This is a genomic window from Thiomicrospira sp. R3, assembly GCF_029581415.1.
In the GTDB taxonomy this organism is placed as follows: Bacteria; Pseudomonadota; Gammaproteobacteria; order Thiomicrospirales; family Thiomicrospiraceae; genus Thiomicrospira.
This window is the reverse complement of record NZ_CP121121.1, coordinates 1,969,572-1,993,404: the sequence shown is the minus strand read 5'-3', so window position 1 is coordinate 1,993,404 and position 23,833 is coordinate 1,969,572. Positions and strand designations below refer to the sequence as shown.

Below are 23,833 nucleotides of genomic sequence, written 5' to 3'. Positions count from 1 at the left end.
GTAGAGGGCTGGAAAAGGCTAGGGTAGTAGAGAATTAAATTGGGCTATCATGTTTGATAGCCCAAGCGAAAGGGTCGCTAAATTTTATCCCAGCTTCCGCGTCTTTTAGGCATTCTGAAAAAACGGCCTAATAGTAAACCAAACAGCAGGACCCCTGCGCCGGTTAAAAACCATTGACGTTTAACGGTGTCTTCTGATTTGGCAATCTGCTCACGCATGATTATGTTTTGTGATTCGAGGTCACTAATCATTTGGCGCATTTCTTGATTACGGTTATCGATTTCGACTGCATTACCTGAAATAAGCTTTAGTTCTTCATAGGCATTGTTTAACTCAAAATGCGCTTGTTTAATCATCTCCAATTCTTGGCGATCCGATTCAAACTGAGTGCGAAGCGCGGTATGCTCGGTTTCTAACGCACGAAACCGATCATTTAATTGGTTATTACGTTCGAGTTGTACCGTTAACTGTGTTCGCGCTGGCGGTTCATTTTGAATAGCGTTTTGAAACACCCAGCCTGTCCAATCACGATTATTAATTCTCGCTTCAACGTGAGACCAAGACCCGGTTGTTTCAAGGATTTTAACAGGCGTACCGGTTGGCAACATCCTTTCAATACGGTACTCAGAGCCTGCCCCACGACGCATGGGTACTTCTACGCGATCACTGATGTAATGGCTATAAACTTGATTGGCATAAGCGGTGTTGATACTTAAACCTAAAGGCACACTTAAGCACGAAGCCAAGCCTATAGAAACCAAAAATTTAGAGTTGCTCAATTTTGCCATACTGTTGCTCCAGATTGCTTAGGGCGATTTTAATGTCGTCTAGTTTAGCACGTTCTTTTGCTACCACGGCTTGCGGTGCACGCGCGACAAAGCTTTCGTTGCTAAGTTTAGTGTTTAGACGTTCAAACTCGGTTTTTAGTTTGCTGATTTCTTTATCCAAGCGAGCCAGTTCGGCTTCTTTGTCAATCAATCCCGCCATTGGAATTAAAATATTCATTTCGCCAACCAAAGACATGGCGGATTCAGGGGCTTGATTCTGATCAACAAGGACTTCAATCGACGCAAGCTTAGCAAGCGTCATTAAGAACAGGCGATTATTGTCTAACCAGGCCTGGTCTTGGACGGACACTTTGCTTAATAAAACCGGCAAGGGTTTACCCGGTGCAATATCCATTTCAGAACGAATGCGACGCACACCCATAATAAACTGCTGCACCCAATCCAATTGCGCTTCCGCAGCACTATCCACCAGGCTTTCATCCGCTTGCGGATAAGGTTGCAGCATAATGGTGTTGCCTTGCTTGCCAGCCAGAGGTGCGACCGCTTGCCAAGCTTCCTCGGTGATATAGGGAATCACTGGATGCATTAAACGTAACAAGGCTTCCAATACGCGTACCAGCGTTTTACGCGTGCCACGTTTGGCCGCATCGGTTGAATCCTTGTTTAGGATCGGTTTTGCCAGTTCTAAATACCAGTCACAGTATTCATTCCACGTGAACTCATAGAGTAGGTTAGCGGCTAAGTCAAAACGGTATTGTTCAAAGTGGCGTACCACTTCGGTTTCTAAAGTTTGCAAGCGTGAAGTAATCCAACGATCGGCCAGCGAGAGTTCAACGGCTGCTGATTCATCGACACCGGTATCAAACCCTTGGGTGTTCATTAACACATAACGGGTGGCATTCCAGAGTTTATTGCAGAAATTACGGTAGCCTTCGCAACGGTTAAGGTCAAAGCGGATATCGCGGCCGGTTGAAGCCAATGACGCGAAGGTAAAGCGTAGCGCATCGGTGCCAAAAGCGGGAATGCCATCCGCAAACTGCTTGCGCGTGTCTTTTTCGATTTTCGCCGCTTTTTCCGGTTGCATCATGCCATAGGTGCGTTTATTCACCAGACTTTCAAGCTCAATGCCATCAATCAAATCAATTGGGTCAAGAACATTGCCTTTGGATTTGGACATCTTCTGACCTTCGGCATCACGCACTAAGCCATGGACATACACCTGTTTGAACGGTACATCACCGGTAAACTTCAACGACATCATAATCATCCGCGCAACCCAGAAGAAGATAATGTCAAAGCCAGTCACCAAGACGGACGTAGGGTGAAACTGTTTTAGCTCAGGAGTCTGCTCAGGCCAACCGAGGGTGGAGAAGGTCCAAAGCGCGGAACTAAACCAAGTATCAAGCACATCATCGTCTTGTTTTAACGGACGGTCGCCCAGGTTGTGTTTAGCTCGGACTTCGGCTTCATCGCGTCCGACATACACATCGCCATGGTCGTCATACCAAGCGGGGATGCGATGCCCCCACCAGATTTGGCGTGAGATACACCAGTCTTGGATGTTGTTCATCCATTCAAAATAGGTGTTTTCCCAGTTTTTGGGTACAAACGCAATATCACCGTTTTTCACCGCATCAATCGCTGGTTTCGCCAGTTCTTGTACCGCAACATACCATTGATCGGTCAGCATTGGTTCAATCACCGCATGGGTACGATCACCACGCGGCACCATCAGTTTATGGGGCTCAATTTTTTCCATTAAACCGAGCGCCTCTAGATCGGCGACGATTTGTTTACGTGCTTCATAACGATCTAGGCCTTGATACTTTTCGGGCGCTTCATGATTGATCGCCGCATCTTGGGTAAAGATATTGAGCATCGGCAAGTTGTGGCGTTTACCGATTTCATAGTCATTGAAATCGTGGGCTGGGGTAATTTTGACACAGCCAGTACCAAACTCAGGGTCGACATAATCATCGGCAATTATCGGGATTTCACGGCCTACCAATGGTAAGGTGATGGTTTTGCCAATCAAGGCTTGATAGCGTTCATCTTCAGGATGCACCGCCACCGCTTGGTCACCGAGCATGGTTTCCGGGCGGGTGGTCGCCACGACAAGATAGCCACTACCATCTGTTAACGGATAACGCATTTGCCACATATTGCCTTGCTCTTCTTCGGAAACCACTTCTAAATCCGATACAGCAGTGTGAAGCACAGGGTCCCAGTTAACCAAACGTTTACCACGATAAATCAAGCCTTCTTCATGCAGGCGAACAAACACTTCCTTCACCGCATTAGAAAGACCATCGTCCATCGTAAAGCGTTCGCGGCTCCAGTCTGGTGAAGCACCTAAGCGGCGCAGTTGTTGGGTGATGGTGCCACCCGATTCGACTTTCCATTGCCAAATTTTGTCAATAAATTTATCACGCCCAAGATCATGGCGACTTAAACCCTTGGCGGCAAGTTGGCGTTCTACCACCATCTGGGTGGCGATACCGGCATGGTCGGTTCCCGGTTGCCATAGCGTGGGTTTGCCTTGCATACGGTTAAGGCGAATTAGCGTATCCATAATGGTATCCTGGAACGCATGCCCCATATGCAGGCTACCGGTCACGTTTGGTGGTGGAATCATAATGCAGTAGGGGGCTTGGTTTGATTCGGCATTTGGCGCAAAGTAGCCGGCGTTTTCCCAAGTTTGGTACCACTTGGTTTCAATCATATTGGGGTCGAAATGTTTGTCCATAAATGTCTTTTTTATTGAGTAAGTGTTAAATTTGGTCAATTATAACAAGCCGATTCCGCTTGGTGGAATTTATCCAGTCGCATTTGTTGTTAAATTTATTTTAAAACAACACTTGAAACTAAGATGATTAAGCCCCATCAAGCAAATACCTAGCAGTCATTAAAAGTATTGGAGCATAAATTTATGTCTGAACAAAGCAAGCACGCCAGTCCTGATAACCTGGAAACGGATCATCTTGAAACCCCTGATCCGGAGCAAGCCTCAGAACAAGCTGAAGAGGTAGTCGAGCAGGATGTTAACCAGTTACTTGAAGAGGCTCGTCTACAAGCCTCGCAGCATTGGGATTCGTTATTAAGAGTCCAAGCAGATATGGAAAACTTGCGTCGTCGTACGCGGATTGATATAGAAAGCGCACATAAATATGCACTCGAAAAGTTAATTCATGCATTAGTGCCTGTTGCGGATAGTTTAGAGCTAGGCTTGGATGCATCCAATAAACCCGAAGCCTCTGTAGAATCAATTCGTGAAGGTTTAGCCATGACCTTCAAGCAATTTTTAGATGTATTGGCTGACTTTAATGTTGAGCGGATTAATCCTGCTGGCGAAAAGTTTGACCCACAAAAGCATGAAGCGATGACAATGATTCCATCGCCTGCGCATGAAAGCAATGCGGTCGTTGAGGTATTTCAGAAGGGCTATGCCCTCAATGATCGTTTAATTCGTCCAGCGCGTGTCATTGTCGCGCAATAGGGCTAAAAAGTTGAAATAAAACTCAAATAGGTGCTTGAAATAACAAAATTTACACCTATAAACCTTACAAATTAAACAGATTTTAAAAATAGTGGAGAAAATTAGATGGCAAAGATTATAGGTATTGACTTAGGAACGACCAACTCATGTGTGGCAATAATGGAAGGTAAAGACGTTAAGGTTATCCCTAACGCCGAAGGCGCACGCACTACACCATCCATCGTCGCTTATACCAACGACGGTGAAGTCTTGGTTGGGGATTCGGCCAAACGTCAAGCGGTGACGAATCCAAAAAACACTTTGTTTGCAATCAAGCGTTTGATTGGTCGTCGTTTTGAAGACAAAGAAGTTAAAAAAGACATCGGCATGGTGCCATACAAAATTGTAGCGGCCGATAATGGTGATGCGTGGATTGATGTCGATGGTAAAAAAATGTCACCGCAAGAAATCTCGGCGCGCACCCTACAGAAGATGAAAAAAACCGCTGAAGACTACTTGGGGCATGAGGTAACCGAAGCGGTTATTACCGTGCCGGCTTATTTTAACGATGCACAGCGTCAAGCGACTAAAGATGCCGGTAAAATTGCGGGTCTTGAAGTTAAACGTATTATTAACGAGCCAACCGCAGCGGCCTTAGCCTATGGCATGGACAAGGCTAAAGGCGACAGCAAAATTGTCGTTTATGACTTGGGTGGTGGAACATTTGACGTGTCGATCATCGAAGTGGCTGATTTGGATGGCGAAAAGCAAGTTGAAGTGCTTTCAACCAACGGTGATACCTTCTTGGGGGGTGAAGATTTCGACAAGCAGATCATGGATTATCTGGTTGCTGAATTTAAAAAAGACCAGGGTGTTGATTTAACCAATGACCCCTTAGCGCTTCAGCGTTTGCGTGAAGCGGCGGAAAAAGCCAAGATTGAATTATCTTCTCGTGAGCAAACGGATATTAACTTACCTTATGTCACAGCAGATGCAACCGGTCCGAAGCATTTAAATATGAAAATTACCCGGGCTAAGTTTGAGTCGCTAATTGAAGACTTGGTTGCGCGCTCGATTGAGCCTTGTCGAATTGCATTAAAAGATGCAGGATTAAAAGCATCAGAAATCGACGATGTTATTTTAGTTGGCGGATCAACACGTGTGCCGATGGTGCAGGCGCGCGTTAAAGAATTCTTTGGCAAAGAACCGCGTCGTGACGTTAACCCAGATGAAGCGGTGGCAATGGGTGCGGCGATTCAAGGGGGTGTTTTGTCAGGCGATGTGAAGGATTTGTTGTTGCTTGACGTATCACCTTTATCCCTGGGTATTGAAACCATGGGCGGTGTAATGACCAAGTTGATTGAGAAAAACACCACCATCCCAACGCGTAAGTCGCAGGTGTTCTCAACCGCTGAAGATAATCAGTCAGCGGTAACGATTCATGTGCTTCAAGGTGAGCGTGAGATTTCTAGCGGTAACAAGTCATTAGGTCAGTTTAACTTAGAAGGCATTCCGCCGGCGCAGCGTGGTATGCCACAAATTGAAGTCACCTTTGATATCGATGCCAACGGTATTTTAAATGTATCGGCAAAAGACAAGGCAACCGGTAAAGAGCAGACGATTACGATCAAAGCCTCATCAGGTTTAACGGATGAAGAAGTGGAGCGCATGGTAAAAGATGCCGAAGCCCATGCTGAAGAAGATCGTAAAATGAAAGAGTTGGTGGAAACACGCAACCAAGCGGATGCGATGGTTCATGCGACGCGTAAAGCAATGAACGATGCCGGTGATAGCCTAGAAGCATCAGAAAAAGAAGCGATTGAGGCGGCAATTAAAGACGTTGAAGACGCGATGAAAGGTGATGATAAAGCAAAGATTGATGAAAAAGTTCAAGCTTTAGCAGCCGCATCGCAAAAAATGACTGAAAAAATGATGGCTAAGCAACAGCAAGGTGGCGCTGAGTCACAATCACAAGGCGAGAAAAACGCTAATGATGATATTGTTGATGCGGAGTTTGAGGAAGTTGACGATACCAAGAAATAATTGGTAAAGTGAATAAGCAGCGACTTAATGGAGATTGTTTTCATTAGGTCGCTGTTCTATTTTAAGAACAAATTGATTTGATAACCTAATCAATCAAGAAACCAAAAAGTTCGGATAAACAACCAGGCCTGGTTGCTTATCCGAGTTTTTTAAGGATAAATGTGTCGAATTATGAGCAAGCGTGATTATTACGAAATACTGTCGGTAGCGAAAACCGCCTCCGAGGCAGAAATTAAAAAAGCCTATCGCAAGTTAGCGATGAAGTTCCATCCAGATCGTAACCCTGATGATCCCGATGCAGATCACAAGTTTAAAGAAGCCACGCAAGCTTATGAAGTCCTATCGGATGCTAAAAAACGTGCAGCCTATGACCAGTTTGGTCACGCGGGTGTTGAGGGCAACCAAGGGGGAGGCTTTGGCGGTGGTGCAGGTTTTGGTGATGCATTTGGTGATGTTTTCGGTGATATCTTTGGCGGTGGCTTTAGCCGTCGTGGCCCGCAAGCGGGTGACGATATGCAGTATGACTTGGAAATCTCACTTGAAGATGCCGTCAATGGTGCTGAAGTAGATATTCGTATTCCACGTGAAGAAGATTGTGATGCCTGTCATGGTTCGGGTGCAGAGCCAGGCACTTCTGCGCAAACTTGTCCAACTTGCGGTGGCGAGGGTCAAGTTCGTATTCAGCAGGGCTTTTTCTCGGTCGCACGTACCTGTCCAACCTGTCATGGGCGTGGCAAGATAATCAAATCATCTTGTAATAAATGTAATGGTCGTGGTAGCGTTACCAAACATAAAACTCTGTCGGTTAAAATTCCGGCTGGGGTTGACAATGGCGATCGTATTCGTTTACAGGGTGAAGGCGGAATGGGTGAGCCAGGTGCGCCGCGAGGTAATTTGTATGTCCGTATGCGTGTGAAGTCCCATGCTATTTTTGAGCGTGATGGCGATATCTTGTTTTGTGAGTTACCCGTGTCTTTTGTAACCGCTACCTTAGGTGGCGAAATGGAAGTGCCTACGCTGAACGGTAAAGCACGGTTAAAAATCCCTGCAGGTACCCAATCTGGGCAACGCTTTAAGTTATCGGGCAAGGGCGTTAAGTCGGTACGGTCTTCACGCGTAGGCGATTTGATTTGTCAGGTGAATATTGAAACACCAGTGAATCTAACTAGCGAACAAAAAGAGCTGTTAAAAGCCTTTGATGAAAGTCTGCAGGGTAAACAAGCGCATCATCATAGTCCAAAATCACATTCATTTTTTGATACGGTTAAAGCCTTTTTTATTGGGGATGATGATAAAACTGATGAAAAGTCTAAAGACAAAAAAGACCCGTGGAACTCATAATTTAGAAGGGGAAATCAAGTGAATGATGGATTACGCATTGGTGTGCTAGGCGCATCGGGCCGAATGGGCAAGCATTTAATTGAAGCCACGGTAAATACGCCAGGTTTGGTCTTAGGCGCTGCGGTTGAACGACCCGGCTCGAGTTTAGTGGGCGCGGATGCGGGCGAACTGGCGGGTGTGGGTACCTTGGGAGTGAGCGTGGTCGATAATTTAGCACAAGTTGTTGATGACTTTGATGTGTTGATTGACTTTACGCGCCCTGAAGTTACGTTGCAGGCATTAGGTTTATGTGTGCAAGAGAATAAACGAATTGTGATTGGTACAACGGGGTTTGATCAAGCAGGCCTGCTTGCCATTGATGATGCAGCGAGCAAAATTCCTGTGGTGTTTGCGCCCAATATGAGTGTAGGTGTCACTTTAACCCTTAAGTTATTGAAAATAGCGGCTGAAGTGTTAAATGAAGGCTTTGACATTGAGGTGCTAGAAGCCCATCACCGTCACAAAATTGATGCGCCATCTGGTACTGCATTAAGAATGGCCGAAGTGGTGGCACAAACGCTGGGGCGTGATTTAAAAACCTGTGCTTTGTATGGCCGTGAGGGGAATACCGGTGAGCGTGATCCGAATACCATTGGTTTTGCTACGGTACGCGCTGGCGATATTGTGGGTGATCATACGGTGATGTTTGCCGGGATTGGTGAGCGGGTTGAAATTACCCATAAAGCTTCAAGCCGTATGACGTTTGCAAAGGGTGCGGTGCGTGCCTGTCAATGGTTAAAAGACCAGCCTAATGGTCTCTACGATATGCAGGATGTGTTGAGTCTGCGTTAAATTAAAAACCGGTTAAATACCGGTTTTTGCATTAAGCCCGCTTTAGCATTAATGGCTGAGCTTCAAACTCGATGCCTTGCCAGCCAAACTTGATAAAGTTACGGATGTTCTGATGATCGTCGCCATCAGGGTTTTTAACCACGTCTTGGGTGTAAAAGTCACCAAATGCATTCAGTGTTGCTTGCTCTGATAAGTGATTAAGTTTGCCAAAGCCAAAGATTTTGCACGAGCCATTATTGGTATTGGCGTGATTGTAGCTGTCGCCATTTTTAAAGGCGCAGGGCGTAAAGACATAGTGTGCTTCAATACAGGCGATTACATCGCTAAAGTTAACAGGTGCTTGGTTAAGTTGTTCAATTAATTGTTGAATTGTCATTTAGGGTCTCCAAGTTAATAAGTCGTGTGACGCCATAAGCAGCAGACTGGCTAAAAGGTGTCACGAGTTTAGCGGGTAAACGCTGCGCGCGCAAGTCTGACCAGGCCTGGTTTTGGCTACCACCTCCCACACCAAATAGGCGTTTTATTCTCGGTGCGCCGAGTTCGGCCAATTTGTCGTAGGCACAAACTTCAACCTCAACCAACCCTTCAATGAGTGCCTGCAAGAGTTTAATGTCGTCTAATCCTGTTGGAATGATGGGGGGGTGATTTGGGTCTGCAATAGGAAAACGTTCACCGGGTCGGATAAGGGGATAGCATTTCAATCCCGTAGGTCGATGAATATTGATTTGCGGCACCCGTGCCTTGATTTCATCCAGCGAAAAGTAATGCAATAAAACGGCTCCTCCTGTGTTGGATGCACCGCCCACAAGCCACTGATTTTTTAATTTGTGACTGTAGATGCCATATTCGGGGGCGAACAAGGGCGTTGGGCTTAAAAGTTTAATCGCCAAGGTTGAGCCGAGTGCGCTGACCCCGTCACCGATCTCTGATGCGCCCGAGGCTAAAAAGGCCGCAATGCTATCAGTAGTGCCAGCAAACACCTTACAGTCTGGGCGAAATCCCCAGCGTGTTTGAAGCTGTTGGCTTACTTGGCCAATCAGTGTACCCGCTGCAACGACTGTGGGCAGCGGAAAAGGCAGGCATTGTTGAATCGCGTTCGGCCAGGCCTGGTTGATAGAGTCGTAGCCTAGTTTTAATAAATTATTTTCGTCAGTGGCGCAAAAATGACCGCATAGTTGATAGTTAAGCCAATCAATTTGATGCACGAGTCGCCCGTCTGATCCCTTGTAGTTTTCTGCTAGCCATATGGCTTTGGCTAAGCTGCTGCTGGCGCCATGGGCTGCCGAGTGGTGAGCAAGAATAGGGCAAAGTTTTTCGGCCTGGATCTGGGCGCGTTTATCATCGTACATGAGCGCTGGGCTGATCGCTTGACCCCTTGCGTCCATTAGCAGGATGCTAGAGGAGGTGGCATCGGCGATGATGCCGTCAATCTTGGTCGCTAAGCCAGTTTGAGCCAGTTGTTTAAAGCATTGTTCCAAGGCTTGTTGCCAGTGCTCAACGCTTTGTTCGCTTCTTAAACCTTGCTTAACCGGCATTGGAAAGTTAGATGAAATTTCAGTGAGTATCTCATCAGCGGTTGAATCTGGAGTGGATAAGCGTTTTTTTACTAGGGATAAGCGTAGCCCAGAGGTACCTAAATCGATGCCTAATGCGGTAAAATGTTGAATCACGATCCACCTTTATAAAATCTTTTCGAATGACTAGGGTTATTTTATAGTTATTTGGTGATGCGAATGGACTTAAACATGAAACAGGCTTCTTTTTCCACCCTATTGAGCAAACGCCTAGTGCTGGCACTGTTAATGGCCTTGGTTTTTGTCAGTCAATGTTGTGAAGAGACACCTAAAGCGGATAGCTTTTTTTATATAAACGATCAACTATTTGTCATTGTTTCGCCTAAAACGGATGAGCAGGGTGTGCAGGCAGGTCAACGACGTGTAAATCAACGATTTAAAAACCATCAGGATGAAACAAGTTACCCTTATGAGTTTGAATGGGCTTTAGCGACCTTTGGTAAAAACAATGGGTTGATTTACAGGGTGTTGATTGCCACTGCTAAAAAGCGTCTGCAAATTAAGCTAAAGTCGAATCAATACGCATGCGCTTAAAACTGATAAAAATTGCAGGGTTTAAATCGTTTGTAGAGCCGATAAAGTTAGTGCTGCCCAGTGAGCTGGTGGGGGTTGTTGGTCCGAATGGTTGTGGTAAATCGAATACGCTCGATGCGGTACGCTGGGTGATGGGTGAAAGCTCTGCCCGCGAGCTACGTGGTGGTGACATGAACGATGTATTGTTTAATGGCAGCGATAAACGCAAAGCGGTCAGTCAGTGTTCGGTTGAATTATTATTTGACAATGAATCGGGTATGGCAGGCGGTGCCTATGCCAGTTACAGTGAAATTTCAGTTAAACGTGTGCACCATCGCGAAGAGGGTACACGCTACTTTCTTAATCAGCAGGCCTGCCGCCGCCGTGACATTATTGACTTATTTAACGGCACAGGGTTAGGGCCACGTAGTTATGCCTTGATTGGTCAGGGTAATATTAGTCGTATTATCGAAGCCAAACCTGAAGATATGCGAATTTATTTGGAAGAAGTGGCCGGTATTGGGCCTTATCGTTCAAGGCGAAAAGAAACGTTAGTTCGTCTTAACCGAACCGGTGAAAATCTGGCGCAATTAAATGTACTTCAAGATGCGCTTATCGAGCAGGCTGAGCATCTTGAAATTCAAGCTGAAAAAGCACGTGATCATCGTCAAGCAACCCAGCGTTTACAGGCATTAGAAAAAACCCTCTACTATCAGCAATGGCACGCACTTCACCAGCAGCAAACACGGACTCAATCCGATTTACGCATGGCTGAGCGTGCCTTTGCTGATTCAAAGTCAAACTGGGATCAACAGCAAAAAACCTGGCTTTTGCTTAGACAAGAGTTTGCGAATTTGCAAACGGAGCTTGAGCAGCTTGATGCTGAGTATCATCAATTGGATAAGCAGGTTGATAAACTGGAACAGCAGCAGCATTTTAGTGGCCAACAAAGCCAGCAATGGCTGGATCAGCGTGAATTAAATCAACAGCAAATCACGATGCACCAAGCCCAGCTAGATGAGTTAAACCAGCAGCTAACCGAGCTGGTTTTGGATGGTGAAGCGATGGAAGAGCAGGTGGATAGGCTAAGCGAGCAATTGGAAGCACTCGATGCGTCTTGGTCATCATTAATCCAACAGAAAACGCAACAAGAGCAGGTTTTACAAAGACATCAACTTCGTGCTCAACAAGTCGAACAAGCTTTTAAAGATGCGTTGCAACAGCTTAAATCGATTGAACAAAACCTCGAACATCTTGCTGAGCAACGCGAGTTAATGACTCAACATGCCGCACAAGCTGCTTTGGAGGAGGAGTGGGCGCGTTGTGAGTCCATGGAGACGCAAAAGAATCAGTTGGACGATCAGATTTTAGCGACCGAAAAACAGATGGCTGAGCTTAGCGTGCAAAAGGATAGCTTAAAAGAAACCCTATCTCAGTTAAAAGAAACCTATCAAACCCATCAGGCGCAGTTAATGGCTGATCGTGCGGAATATCAGTCGTTGGAAAAAGTGCAACAGCGTTTGGTATCAGATGGGGAGCGTCGTTCAGTCGTCTCTGAGTTAAACGCACAGCCTTTGATATCGCAACTCGCGGTGACAAAAACATGGCAGACAGCGGTGGAGGCTTGGTTGGGTGAGCGTTTACAAGGCTGGTTATTGCAAGAAGCAAAATCCTGGTCAGACATAACACCTGTTGGTGAGCTAGGCTTGCTTGGCTGGAACCCGCCAGCGTTTGAAGCTCATCCACAGAGTCTAGCCGCCCAAATTCATCAGCCAGCGTTAATTCGTTTTCTAGCGCGTGATATCTATATCCGAAACACGGAAAAATCCATCGAGCAACAATTGCTCGATCTGCGTTTGTTAACGGATAAGCAGGCCTGGTTAATTGATCAGCATGGTGTGCTTTATTCAGATTATCTATGCATGCCACCTTTAGGGTCTAATTTGACGGGCAGCTTGGAGCGGCAAGAAAGGATAGGTTTTTTATCAAAAAAAATCAATAACTTGGAAGGTGAAGTTAAAAGTATTAATCATGAGTCTGGTGCGCTTTTAGCGGACTTGACCCCTATTGAAAATAGTCTGTTGGCGCTTAGCGAACAGCGTCAAGAGATACAACGACAGGCACAGCGTTTAGGTGATCAAATTGAGCATGCTCAGCAAATTAAGCAGGCCTGGCAGTTAAAGCACCAGGCGAGTCAGCACCGTATTGACCAGCTGCTAGAGCGCCAGCAAAAAGCAGCGCAACAGCAAACTGATTGGCAGCTTGAGCAAGAGGCGTTAAATGAACAACTTGAACAGCTTGATGAGCAAGAAGAGCAGGCGAGCCAAGCCTTGAGCAGAACACTCAGTTTGCTTATGCCAATTGAACGTGAGCGTGAGCGCTTAGAAAACCAATATCAGCGTTTGGATCAACAGCGCCATCAGCAACAACAAGCCAAACAGCAGTTGCACTTTCAAGTACAACAACTTCAACAACAGCTCAAACAAGATCAGCTTCAGTCGGCATTAATCGAGCGCCATTTATCTCAAGCTGAACCGGTTGATCAACAGACATTGGTCCAGTTAATTGAACAACGCGATAACATGCACAAGGTGCGAGAAACACGAAAGCACGCATTTCAAACACTCAAGTCAGCGGCTGAAAACGCAGAGAAGCAAGCGGAAGAGGCGCAGCAGCAGCACCATTTATCAGAGCAGCATTTGGTGACCCATCAAATTCAATTACAAGCGATTCAACAACAGATACATCAGTTACAAAAGACAGTGGAAGCCCAGGGCTTGTCTTTTTATCAATTAGCGCAGCTACGGTTGGATGACCAACCCATTGAGCAGGTAGAAGCCGAACTCAAGCAGGTGAAATTACATCTCAACCGGCTAGGGGCTGTGAACATGACTGCGATTGAAGAGTTTGAGCAAATAACCGCCAAATTAAATGAGCTTAATAAACAACTTGATGACCTGGTACAGTCGATTGAGGTTTTAGAGCAGGCGATTGCGCATATTGATCAGGATAGTCGTACTCGTTTAGTGGACACCTTTGAACACGTTAATCAAGGATTTAATCGGTTGTTCCCCTCCTTGTTTCGTGGAGGCGAAGCGAGTTTGTCTTGGCTTGATCCGGCTCAGGATCCGTTAGAAGGCGGTGTAATGGTGATGGCGCGCCCACCCGGTAAACGCAACAGTCGAATACAGCTTTTATCTGGAGGTGAAAAGACCCTGTCCGCTTTAGCATTGATTTTTGCTATCTTTGAACTCAAGCCAGCCCCCTTTTGTATCTTGGATGAGGTGGATGCACCGCTGGATGATTCTAATGTTATTCGCTTCTGTGGGCTAGTCAGGAGCCTATCAGAAAAGGTACAATTCATATTTATTACCCACAATAAAACGACTATGGCTTTAGCTAAGCACTTAGTCGGTGTTACTATGCATGAGCCTGGCGTGTCGCGTTTGGTCAGTGTGGATTTGGATGCGGCCGTTGAAATGATAGGAGATTAGGATTTATGAATGAGTTACAGCAGGTTTTGCTGGTGTTTGCAGTGATAGTCGTCGTGGGCTTATATTTCTTTAGTCGTCAACGTAATCAACGAAACAAGTCAGACGGGAGTGAGCGAAGCGCTTCACGCCAAAGCCCTAGCGACAGACTAAAACAAAAGTTTGCCAAGGGTTTTTCAGCAACCCAGGATCAATCAACTGGCGAGTCCGTTAATAATGCTCCGTTAGTTAAAAACGAGGCTATGGCGGGTAAAACGCAAGAAGAACTCGACTTTGAAAGTCGTCAGCAGTTGCTTAAATGGGAAGAGCCCCTGCCTGAAGTCTATCCATTTGAACCCACTCCGACCGCAGAGGAGCAAACTCAACACCAACCTAAACAATACCAACCTAAGCCAGCTGAGTCCTCTCCTAGCCCGCAACATAAGGTATTGGAAATTGATGATCTGGAGCTAGTTGATAAGCGCTTTACGGGTAGCTATAACTCAACGTCATCAGCAACGACGTCAGAAAAACGTTCTGTTAGCCCAAGAGCGAGCAGCCAAGAACCACAGATTTATGCGATTCTAGTATTATTTACTCAGGTTGATATGTCGGTGAATAAACTGATGACCCATTTGCAAGGTGTCGGCTTGGTTTATGATGAACGGGGTATCTATGTAAAAAAAGCCGCTAACCGAACTATTGTTAAAGTAGCGAATGTCATGGAGCCAGGTTTATTTCCTCCTGAGCCAGATGAAAGCATGAAAACCCCCGGGATTGCATTGATATTAGAATTGCCTAGCTCAATTCCGGCTCCTGGTGCGATGGAGGAACTCATTATGACAGCTCGTCGGATTTCACAATCGCTTGAAGGTCGAATGTACGATATGCAACGTCATTTATTGCGTGAGTCAGATATCCAATCTATGCGCGAAGCGGCGTTAAATTATGAATCAAAAAAATTGCATTAACCTAACCTAACCTAATGTTACCTATTTCTGAGCAGGCCGCTCAACTCCGTCAACAGCTTGATGCACATAACTATGCTTATTATGTGCTTGATGCGCCAAGTATATCCGATGCCCAATATGATGCGCTTTATCGTCAACTACTTGAGCTTGAACAGTGTCATCCTGAAATCGTCTCTCCAGATTCCCCTACCCAACGCGTCGGCGGTAAAGTCAAGGCAGGATTCCAAGAAGTCGTGCACAAGGTGTCGATGTTGTCTTTGGATAATGCGTTTAGTGATGAAGAATTGGTCGAGTTTGACCGTCGGATTCAAAGCCGTATTGGTGATCCACAAGCCTTGACACTCGCCTATGCGGCAGAGCCTAAAATGGATGGGTTAGCGGTTAATTTACGTTATGAGCAGGGGCTTTTGGTTCAAGCCGCAACCCGCGGCGATGGTGAGGTCGGTGAAGACGTCACACACAATGTTCGCACGATTCGTTCCATTCCGTTAAAACTGCGTGGCCTGAATTGGCCAGCGGTGTTAGAAGTGCGTGGCGAAGTGTTTATGAGCAAAGCGGCCTTGGGAAAAATAAACCAGAGTCAGTTAGAAAGCAGTGATAAACCCTTTGCGAATCCGCGTAATGCCGCAGCGGGGAGTTTGCGCCAACTTGACCCAGGTATTACCGCTAAACGTCCGTTGAGTTTTTTTTGCTATGGCTGGGGAGAGCTAAGCAGTGAGTTTAAGATACCCACCCACTATAGTGAAATGTTGGCTAACTTAAAAGACTGGGGCTTGCCAACCAATTCGTTATCCAAGGTCGTGATTGGACAGGCAGGCTTGGTTGATTACTATCAATATCTAGTTGGTTTACGCGATCAGCTTGATTATGAGATTGATGGTATTGTGTATAAATTGGATCGACTCGACTGGCAAGCTCAATTGGGTTTTACCTCGAAGTTTCCACGTTGGGCTATAGCACGTAAGTTTCCAGCGCAAGAGGTTTGGACTCAATTATTGGCGATAGATATCCAGGTGGGACGAACGGGCGCTTTAACGCCGGTCGCACGTTTAACGCCTGTATGGGTTGGTGGCGTCATGGTGTCGAATGCTACGCTACATAATTTAGATGAGATTCAGCGTAAAGATGTGCGTATCGGTGATACCGTGATTGTACGACGAGCGGGGGATGTCATTCCTGAAGTTTTGGGGCCTGTATTAAGTCAACGAACCGATGATACCTCGGTTTTTATGATGCCCGAACACTGCCCAGAATGTGGTTCAGATGTGGTTAGAGAAGCGGACAAAGCCGTTTATTTCTGCACAGGTGGTTTGTATTGTCCTGCGCAACGTAAGCGTGCCTTGGCTCATTTTGTTTCGCGTAAGGCGATGGACATTCAAGGTCTGGGTGAAAAGTTGATTAATCAACTGGTAGAAGCAGGCCTGGTTGAGCATCCGGATGATTTTTACCGCCTCGATATTGAGTCAGTAGCGAAATTAGAACGTATGGCGACCCAGTCAGCAAAAAACCTGATTGATGCGATTGAGGCCTCGAAAGCGACCAGTTTGCCGCGTTTTATTTATTCCCTCGGGATACCTGAAGTGGGTGAGGTAACGGCCAAACAATTAGCCAAATATTTTACAAGTCTTGAAGCTATTCAACAGGCGAATGTTGACCAGCTTGTTCTCGTTCCTGATGTTGGTGAAATTGTCGCGCAGCATATTAGCCAATTTTTTGCCCAAGCGCACAACCAAGAGGTGATAGACGGGCTTTTGGCGGCTGGGCTGCATTGGCCAGCCATAGAGCGGCCATCTGATACCTTGGACTCGATTTTTAGTGGTAAAACCTGCGTGCTTACTGGGAGTTTACAGCAGATGACACGTGAGCAGGCAAAAGTGGAGCTTGAAGGGTTAGGGGCTAAGGTATCGGGTTCCATTTCCGCCAAAACAGATTATCTGATTGCGGGTGAAAAGGCAGGCTCAAAGCTGAATAAGGCGCAAGACTTAGGCATAACGATTTTAACTGAAGCAGAATTTATTGAATTATTAGGAGAACATGCGCATGGTTAGACCGCGTAATGTAAATCGGGGAACCCGAAAAAAACCGGTGCCAGAGTGGGAGCAGGAAGCGTTTAGTAGTCGAACGGATATTAAACTAGCGGCTCAAGAAGTAACGGATATTGGCAGTGCTTTGGGCGAGCTAAGTGAAAACCAACTTAAAAAAATGGCTTTACATCCTGAGTTGTTGGATGCATTATTACTTTATAAACGCATGGATGCTGGCCCGGCCATTCGTCGTCAGCGTCAATTTATTGGTAAATGGTTACGCCAGCACGAGCAAGAGCTGGCCGAGCTTCGTGGTCGAATTGAAGAAATGGAAGAGCGGGCTAAGCAACAAAATTTACACTTCCAGAAACTTGAACGCTGGCGGGATCGTTTATTGGCCGAAGGCGATGAGGCGCTCAATGCGTTGCTTGAAGATTTTCCTCAGGCTGATCGAACGCTATTGCGCCAGCATATTCGCAATGCGCAAAAAGAAGTTGAGCAAGAAAAGCCACCGAAATCGGCACGGGCAATTTTTCAATATTTAAGAGGGTTGGAGTGGTAGTATGCAAAATAGAATGATTCAAATGATAGTTCGTCGAATGATTATGACGTTGATATCCAAGTTTTTTCGTAAAGCTACAGGTAAAAAAATGCCAGGTGGTGTAAGAGGACGTGGCCGCCGCCCTTTTTAAACCGAGTTAAGTCCTTTTAGCCTTAGATGAGGTTCTTATTTTCTGTTGTTATGATGCGCGCTAAAAACAAGGCAACCAAGCCTAAAAGGCTCAGGCTAACCCCTTTGCTTAAAGAAAGGCGCTCGTTGCCGAGTAAAAAGTAGATCACTAATCCGGTTGCAATAGGTGTCATGGCCCAGATTAGTGCGTTCGAGCCGGTGGGCAATAACCGCAAAATAAGCCAACACAACAGGCATGATCAGATCTCTAGGTTAGCGAAGAATTAGTCGGAAAATACACCGAGTTGACGGTTTTTTTTCACCTGTCCGGCGGTGAAAAGTTGACCGTTCATCGCTATGTAAACGCCCGGCTGCGTCAATTGAACCGCCATAGTCGCACAGCCTAGGTTAAATAAACCATCAGATTCGCCTAGACGAAAAGGGCGCATTGCACCGGTTAAGATGAGCGTTTTACCCTTGAGTTCAGTGTAATGGCGGGCCAAGTATTCAGCGGTATCCGTCATGGTATCCGTACCATGTGTGATGATAATAGCTGTTTCCTGGGCGGCCAAGCAGGCCTGGTACAAGTGATCACGGTCTTGATCGGTCATGTCGCGGCTGTCTTTGAGCATTACCGTTTGCAAGCGTAGAGTGAGTTGATGATTGGCTTGTTTAAGCATTGTGGGCAAAAAACTTTGTTCAAGTACCAGTTCTCCCGTTAGGGGATGGTAGTCTTTATCAAGGGTGCCGCCGCAAGCAAGCAAGGCAATAGGGTTAGGTTTCATGATTGACGTAAAATGCCTCGCACTATACCTAAGATTTCAATATCTTCGTTTTTAAGAATAATGGGGTTCATATCAGGGTTAGCGGGTTGAAGCCGAACACCTGTAGGTTCTACATAGAGTTTTTTCATGGTGACTTCTTCATTGTTAATGCGCACCACTACCGATTCACCGTTTTCAGCCGAATTGCGACGCTCAATAATCACAATATCGCCATCCGCAATATGTTCATCAATCATCGAGTTGCCTTTAACTCTTAAGGCAAAGGTTTCTTTTTGAGCGAGCGGTTTGGGAACGGATACCGTGTCATAGTCCATTTCCATTTGAATCGGCATCCCTGCGGCAGTCCATCCTAATAACGGAATTTCAACAAAATCAACATCCAACATTTCTAATGGGTCGGTGTGTTGTAATTGCAGTTTTTGTTGTCTTTTTGGAATCAGATAAGCGACATTAGCCATTATTCACCTCATAGCCTGTATTAGTTTTATTGGTTTTAGTCAATTAGGTTTTAGGAAATACCTGTTTAAAGGGTTTAACCTCAACACGGTCGTAAACCCCAGCGGAGAGATAGGGATCTTCACTGGCCCATAAATCGGCTTCCTCTAAGCTGTCAAATTCAGCAACAATTAAACTGCCGCTAAATTCATCCCCTTCTATATTGGGATTGGGGCCGGCTATCACTAATCGGCCCGCTTGATCCAACACCTCTAAACGCGCTAGATGCGCTGGGCGGGCTTGGATTCGTAAGGCTAAACTGTTTTCAACATCATAAGCAAAGATAGAAAAAAGCATTAAGACTTCTCCGGTTTGTTCTGTGGGTTAGTGGCATCAAGGGTTTGAGGCTGTTCAGCTACTGATGTGGTTTCGATTTCATTTTCATCCGCTTCTTTGGTGTAGCGACTGATATAAACCCCTTGAATCAAAATAAATACAAAGGTTAATCCCATTAAGCCAAATAGTTTGAAGTTAACCCAAGCATCCAATGAAAAATTATAGTAAACCCATAGGTTGATTAGCCCTGAGAATACAAAAAAGCCTATCCAAAGATAACTCAAACGCACCCAGACTTGATCAGGCAATTGGATCATTGACTCCATCATGCGACGCACAATCGGCTTGTTGCCAAATACATAATGACTGGCCAAAAACACTAACGCAAAGCCCCAGTTGACGATAGTGGGTTTCCAAGCGATAAAGGCTTCATCTTGTAAAATAATGGTCGCGCCGCCCAGAACGACAATAAGCGCAAGTGTAATAAGGTGGATTTTTTCTACTTTTTTATAGCGCGCATACAGATAGCTCACCTGGAAAACCGTGGCGACAATCGCGACGCCGGTGGCAACATAGATGTCATACATTTTGTAAGCGATAAAAAATAGGATAACGGGAAATAAATCGAATAAAAGTTTCATAGTTTTTTGCAATATCTCAAAGTTAGTGTTTAAGCTGGCAATCCAGCAAGCCGGCCTTTAGAATAGCTCATTCTAAAGGGGATTGTTCAAGAATGAAAGTTGATTTTCACTGTCATACCACCGCATCGGATGGAAGCTTAGTACCACGGGCGATTATTGATCTTGCGATTGAAAAACAGTTAGACGCCATAGCGATTACTGATCATGACACGACAGCCGGTTATCAGGCCGTTGTTGATTATGCGTCAGCAGCAGGGTTAGCCTTGATTTCTGGCGTTGAAATGTCGGTGATGTGGCAGGGTCGCAGTATTCATATTGTGGGTTTAAATATGGATGTAAACGATAAACCTCTGCAAACTCTTTTAGCCTCTATCCGTCACTCTCGATGGCAACGTGTTGAAATGATCAACCAAAAACTCATTAAACGGGGTCATCCGTGTTTGTTAGCAAGAATTAAGGAAATGGTTGGTGATGGGGTTGTGGCACGTCCGCATGTTGCTCAGGTTTTAATTGAGCGAGGGTATGTTAAAGATATTCAACAGGCATTTGATCGTTTCTTAAAAAATGGTCGTCCTGGCTATGTTTCACAAGACTGGCCAGCGTTAGCGGATGGGGTCAATGCCATAGTCAAAGCAGGCGGGATAGCGGTGATGGCGCATCCGGAGAAATATTCGATGACTAGTCGAAAACTTAACTTAATGCTAGGTGATTTTTCAGCAGCAGGTGGTCAAGGGATTGAGGTGGTCACCTCACCAAATCGCACCTCCGATTCAATTGGCATGGCGGATCGGGCTAAACGCTATGGTTTCTATGCGTCCATCGGCTCGGATTTTCATAACCCTGAGCATAAATGGCGTAATTTGGGTTGGCTCGCTGCACTGCCAGAAGGGGTGACACCGATCTACCAGGCCTGGTCGTTTTAGATTGACTTTAATGCAGGATTAATCCCGCTTATTTAAAGGTTTATGCACCGAGTCTTCGATCAGGTGAAATTTGGGTTTTTTAAAACGTTTTTTATAGCGTCGATTACTATGTCGTTTACGCCAGCTAAGATTAACCTGAATGCGCCAGAGCAGATGGATGATGAAATAACCCAGTGTGCCTAGCGCTAAACCCACCACTAAGCTTCCAAGTAATAAAGGCTGCCAAATAGCAATAAAGCTATGACCCAACCAATCTAAACTCATTTCAAATTGAATATTGTCCTTGGCATGCTCGCCGAGCAATAACGCACCCATTCGATAATTAAAGTACCAGATAGGACCCATGGTAATAGGATTACTTATCCACACAAGCGCAACACTTAGTGGTAAATTAGCCCTAAGTAACATTGCGCTAATGGCTGAGGTCAACATTTGCCAAGGCATCGGCATGGCGGCCCAAAAGGGGCCAATAAAGAACGCCTTGGCGACCGAGTTGCGGTTTAAATGCCAAAGGTTAGGATCTTGAAACCAGTGCGCAACCCGATTAAAGCCTTTGATGTTATAAAGCTTTTTGGGGTCCGGCATCCATTTTCTGAAGAGTTTTTTGGTCATGTTTATTGCATTTACACTAGGTTTCGTTGGAATAATATTCTTGTTATTTCAGTTGGCAAGCTGGCCGTCTGCGGTTTACTTGGTGCTTGCTTTTTTAGTGCTGCTTAGTGGTTTTAGGTTGCATAAACCCCATCTTAGTCACTTCAGTAGCGGCGTTATTATAGGCTGGATTGCGCTGAGTGTGTTTGTGTTTTTTAATCCAAAAATACCGGAACCGGTCACCTATCAAACCTTATGGGCTGAGGGGCGTGTGGTGAGTCTTGTTGAGCAACGGCCTTGGCAAAAGGGCCAGGTAGCGATGACACGTATGGAGTTTAAGCTTTCTCATCTGCAATCCCATCCTGATTTAAGTCAAGCGGATTATAAGCAGGCCTGGTGGTTGTCTCAGCCTAAAATTCGCTTGAGTTGTTATCGCTGTGACTGGCAACCCAAGGTTGATGAAACTTGGCGATTGCCCATTCGTATCAAGTTGATCCACGGTTCGATGAATCCGGGTGGTTTTGATTATGAGGCTTGGGCTTATCAACAGGGCTTGGTCGCCAGTGGTTATGTACGCACCTCGGAAGGAGAACCTGAATTCATTGAGCGTGGGTGGTCGTATCAAAGAATGCGCGAGGCCTTTGCCAAGGCCGTTGAACCTATGATGAAGGAATCCGAATTTTCTGGGATATATCAAGCCCTGCTTTATGCCGACAGGCGAGCCATTTCGGCTGAAGATTGGGAGGTGATGCGCGCAACAGGTACCATCCACTTAATGGCGATTTCCGGTTTGCATATGGCGTTGGTTGCGCTGATGGGCTATGGGTTGGGTGCATTAGTATGGCGTTTACCTATTAAGCGGTTTGAAACCTATCCGGTGCAATGGCTAGGAGCGGGTTTTGCAGTGGTGTTGGTTACCCTTTATGGGTTGCTAGCCGGATTTACCATTCCGACTCAACGTGCATGGATTATGGTGATGGTAGGGGTCTTGTTTATTGTCATTCGGCGTAAGTTTCAGCCTTGGTCGGTATTAATGCTGGCGGCGTTTTTGGTTGTCTTGTGGCATCCACCGAGCGTGTTGGCTCAAGGGTTTTGGCTGTCGTTTTTAGCTGTGGCGTTAATTTTTGCATGGCTCAAAACCCCTTGGTCGCAAAATCGCTCCGGCTGGCAACAAGCCCTGGCGATTCAATTTATATTATCTATTGGCTTAATTCCTGCGCTCTGGTGGTTTCATCAGCAAGTTCCTGTGTACAGTGTGGCTGCGAATTTAATTGCGGTGCCTTTCGTGAGCTTTATTGGTTTACCTTTGTTGTTTGTGAGCGCCCTCATTACCCTATTCTTTCCTTCTAGTGGGGTGTTTGTCGCATGGCTTAATGACCAGGCCTGGTATTGGCTTTGGGCATTTTTAACCTGGCTGGCTCAACGGCCTGCAAGCGAATGGTCGTTGGCACCGATTGAACTGGGTGCTGTTTTGTTGGTTTATGCCGGTTTGTTTGTCGCTGTGTTTGCATCAACGCGATGGTTAAAAGGCGTCGCCTTGGTGATGATGGCTGTGCTGCTTGTTTGGCCAAGAGGCCCTGAATCTATTCCGGAAGGGCATTTTCGCTTAACCTTGTTAGATGTAGGCCAAGGGCAAGCGCTGGTTATCGAAACCCGTCATCATCTAATGGTGTACGACACGGGGCCACGATTTGGTGATCGGTTAGATGGCAGTTTAATTGGCATTACGCCTTATCTTAAAACCCGTGGCGCATCAAAGATTGATCTATTAATGATTAGTCATGCGGATAATGACCATGCCGGTGGCACCGCACGTTTGATTCAAGATTGGCCGATTAATCAAACCTTAAGCGGAGAACCTGAACGGCTTGAAGAGGTTTATCAAGTTACAGGCTTTGAGTTTTGCCAAGCCGACCAGGCCTGGTCGTGGGATGGCGTTGATTTTAAGGTGTTATCGCCAGGTATATTTAGTGTAAGTGAAGCCAATGATTATTCCTGTGTATTGCAGGTTAAAAGTGGGGATCAAAGCCTAATGATTACCGGTGATTTACATGGACGGTTTGAACGCAGGCTTATCGCGCATTATGGCTCAAACGCTTTGGCCTCTCAGGTTTTAGTTGCTGGGCATCATGGAAGTCGCCATTCCACCTATGACGAGTTTTTATCTGCACTTGCGCCCGAACTGGTTTTATTTACTGCAGGCTACCGCAATCGATTCAACTTCCCCCATACTCAAGTGCTTGAGCGATTAGAACGACACCAAGTCGATTGGTTAAATACCGCTTGCGAAGGTGCCATTCAAGTAACCTTTACACCTACACAATGGCAGGTTATTCAACGGGCTAGGCAGCATCAAAAACGCTGGTTTCACCATCAGTGTCCTGAATAAAGCCTTCAAAATCAGGTATAATTTTGAACTTAT

At 45.9% G+C, this 23,833-nt stretch carries 21 protein-coding genes; 12 read left to right on the top strand and 9 right to left on the bottom strand.

The features are described 5' to 3' along the window. Positions 1–77: 77 nt before the first annotated feature. Both P8S55_RS10210 and P8S55_RS10205 read right to left on the bottom strand, forming a co-directional pair. A complete protein-coding gene (locus tag P8S55_RS10210; RefSeq protein WP_289224104.1) occupies positions 78–788 on the bottom strand; it encodes a TIGR04211 family SH3 domain-containing protein in 711 nt (236 codons plus the stop codon). Next, positions 766–3,534 carry a valine--tRNA ligase gene (locus P8S55_RS10205; RefSeq protein WP_289224103.1) on the bottom strand — a complete coding sequence of 923 codons (2,769 nt, stop codon included), beginning with the start codon at positions 3,532–3,534 and terminating at the stop codon, positions 766–768. Before P8S55_RS10205 ends, P8S55_RS10210 begins: the two co-directional genes overlap by 23 nt. A 183-nt stretch (positions 3,535–3,717) precedes the next feature. Here P8S55_RS10205 and grpE point away from each other — a divergent pair, with 183 nt between their 5' ends. From grpE to dapB, 4 genes are all read left to right on the top strand, one after another. Then, on the top strand, positions 3,718–4,284 hold the full coding sequence (gene grpE, locus P8S55_RS10200) for a nucleotide exchange factor GrpE (protein WP_289224102.1): 567 nt from the start codon (positions 3,718–3,720) through the stop codon (positions 4,282–4,284). 105 nt (positions 4,285–4,389) lie between these two features. Next, a complete protein-coding gene (gene dnaK / locus P8S55_RS10195) occupies positions 4,390–6,306 on the top strand; it encodes a molecular chaperone DnaK (RefSeq protein ID WP_289224101.1) in 1,917 nt (638 codons plus the stop codon). 171 nt (positions 6,307–6,477) lie between these two features. Beyond that, complete coding sequence (gene dnaJ, locus P8S55_RS10190) at positions 6,478–7,647, top strand: molecular chaperone DnaJ (RefSeq protein WP_289224100.1); 1,170 nt, start codon at positions 6,478–6,480, stop codon at positions 7,645–7,647. Between the two features lie 18 nt (positions 7,648–7,665). Continuing rightward, entirely contained in the window at positions 7,666–8,478 is an 813-nt protein-coding gene (gene dapB / locus P8S55_RS10185; RefSeq protein WP_289224099.1) for a 4-hydroxy-tetrahydrodipicolinate reductase, read from the top strand. A 31-nt stretch (positions 8,479–8,509) separates the two neighbouring features. On the opposite strand, the gene P8S55_RS10180 is transcribed toward dapB, so the two are convergent. Both P8S55_RS10180 and P8S55_RS10175 read right to left on the bottom strand, forming a co-directional pair. Beyond that, positions 8,510–8,854: a HopJ type III effector protein gene (locus P8S55_RS10180; protein ID WP_289224098.1), complete on the bottom strand. Its 345-nt coding sequence runs from the start codon at positions 8,852–8,854 to the stop codon at positions 8,510–8,512. Further along, a complete protein-coding gene (locus P8S55_RS10175; RefSeq protein ID WP_289224097.1) occupies positions 8,832–10,148 on the bottom strand; it encodes an FGGY-family carbohydrate kinase in 1,317 nt (438 codons plus the stop codon). The genes P8S55_RS10180 and P8S55_RS10175 overlap by 23 nt, the downstream gene beginning before the upstream one ends. Positions 10,149–10,223: 75 nt before the next feature. Here P8S55_RS10175 and P8S55_RS10170 point away from each other — a divergent pair, with 75 nt between their 5' ends. From P8S55_RS10170 to P8S55_RS10145, 6 genes are read left to right on the top strand one after another with little or no spacing between them, the layout of a single operon-like run. Beyond that, positions 10,224–10,586: a hypothetical protein gene (locus tag P8S55_RS10170; RefSeq protein WP_289224096.1), complete on the top strand. Its 363-nt coding sequence runs from the start codon at positions 10,224–10,226 to the stop codon at positions 10,584–10,586. Beyond that, positions 10,577–14,059, top strand: a complete 3,483-nt coding sequence (smc, locus tag P8S55_RS10165; protein WP_289224095.1) for a chromosome segregation protein SMC — start codon at positions 10,577–10,579, stop codon at positions 14,057–14,059. The genes P8S55_RS10170 and smc overlap by 10 nt, the downstream gene beginning before the upstream one ends. 5 nt (positions 14,060–14,064) lie before the next feature. Then, on the top strand, positions 14,065–15,006 hold the full coding sequence (locus P8S55_RS10160; protein ID WP_289224094.1) for a cell division protein ZipA C-terminal FtsZ-binding domain-containing protein: 942 nt from the start codon (positions 14,065–14,067) through the stop codon (positions 15,004–15,006). Positions 15,007–15,020: 14 nt separating this feature from the next. Beyond that, the gene (gene ligA, locus P8S55_RS10155; RefSeq protein WP_289224093.1) at positions 15,021–17,054 is read left to right on the top strand and encodes an NAD-dependent DNA ligase LigA; all 2,034 of its coding nucleotides are present in this window, start codon (positions 15,021–15,023) and stop codon (positions 17,052–17,054) included. Continuing rightward, positions 17,047–17,592 (top strand): ribosome biogenesis factor YjgA, encoded by a 546-nt coding sequence (yjgA, locus tag P8S55_RS10150; RefSeq protein WP_289224092.1) that lies wholly within the window; start codon positions 17,047–17,049, stop codon positions 17,590–17,592. The genes ligA and yjgA overlap by 8 nt, the downstream gene beginning before the upstream one ends. Position 17,593: 1 nt before the next feature. Next, on the top strand, positions 17,594–17,722 hold the full coding sequence (locus P8S55_RS10145) for a hypothetical protein (RefSeq protein ID WP_289224091.1): 129 nt from the start codon (positions 17,594–17,596) through the stop codon (positions 17,720–17,722). A gap of 262 nt (positions 17,723–17,984) precedes the next feature. Here P8S55_RS10145 and P8S55_RS10140 read toward each other — a convergent pair whose 3' ends face one another. The 4 genes from P8S55_RS10140 to P8S55_RS10125 are packed head-to-tail and all read right to left on the bottom strand — an operon-like array spanning position 17,985 to position 19,897. Further along, on the bottom strand, positions 17,985–18,485 hold the full coding sequence (locus P8S55_RS10140) for an asparaginase domain-containing protein (protein WP_289224090.1): 501 nt from the start codon (positions 18,483–18,485) through the stop codon (positions 17,985–17,987). Continuing rightward, positions 18,482–18,943, bottom strand: coding sequence for a transcriptional repressor LexA (gene lexA / locus P8S55_RS10135; RefSeq protein ID WP_289224089.1), 462 nt, complete (start codon positions 18,941–18,943; stop codon positions 18,482–18,484). Before lexA ends, P8S55_RS10140 begins: the two co-directional genes overlap by 4 nt. 43 nt (positions 18,944–18,986) lie before the next feature. Next, positions 18,987–19,277 (bottom strand): YciI family protein, encoded by a 291-nt coding sequence (locus tag P8S55_RS10130; protein ID WP_289224088.1) that lies wholly within the window; start codon positions 19,275–19,277, stop codon positions 18,987–18,989. After that, a complete protein-coding gene (locus P8S55_RS10125) occupies positions 19,277–19,897 on the bottom strand; it encodes a septation protein A (protein ID WP_289224087.1) in 621 nt (206 codons plus the stop codon). The genes P8S55_RS10130 and P8S55_RS10125 overlap by 1 nt, the downstream gene beginning before the upstream one ends. A 92-nt stretch (positions 19,898–19,989) precedes the next feature. Here P8S55_RS10125 and P8S55_RS10120 point away from each other — a divergent pair, with 92 nt between their 5' ends. Beyond that, positions 19,990–20,820 carry a PHP domain-containing protein gene (locus tag P8S55_RS10120; protein WP_289224086.1) on the top strand — a complete coding sequence of 277 codons (831 nt, stop codon included), beginning with the start codon at positions 19,990–19,992 and terminating at the stop codon, positions 20,818–20,820. An 18-nt stretch (positions 20,821–20,838) separates the two neighbouring features. On the opposite strand, the gene P8S55_RS10115 is transcribed toward P8S55_RS10120, so the two are convergent. Continuing rightward, complete coding sequence (locus tag P8S55_RS10115) at positions 20,839–21,432, bottom strand: DUF2062 domain-containing protein (protein ID WP_289224085.1); 594 nt, start codon at positions 21,430–21,432, stop codon at positions 20,839–20,841. On the opposite strand from P8S55_RS10115, the gene P8S55_RS10110 reads away from it, so the two are divergent. Continuing rightward, a complete protein-coding gene (locus P8S55_RS10110; RefSeq protein WP_289224084.1) occupies positions 21,431–23,800 on the top strand; it encodes a DNA internalization-related competence protein ComEC/Rec2 in 2,370 nt (789 codons plus the stop codon). The two genes, P8S55_RS10115 and P8S55_RS10110, sit on opposite strands and share 2 nt — an antisense overlap. Positions 23,801–23,833 lie beyond the last annotated feature (33 nt).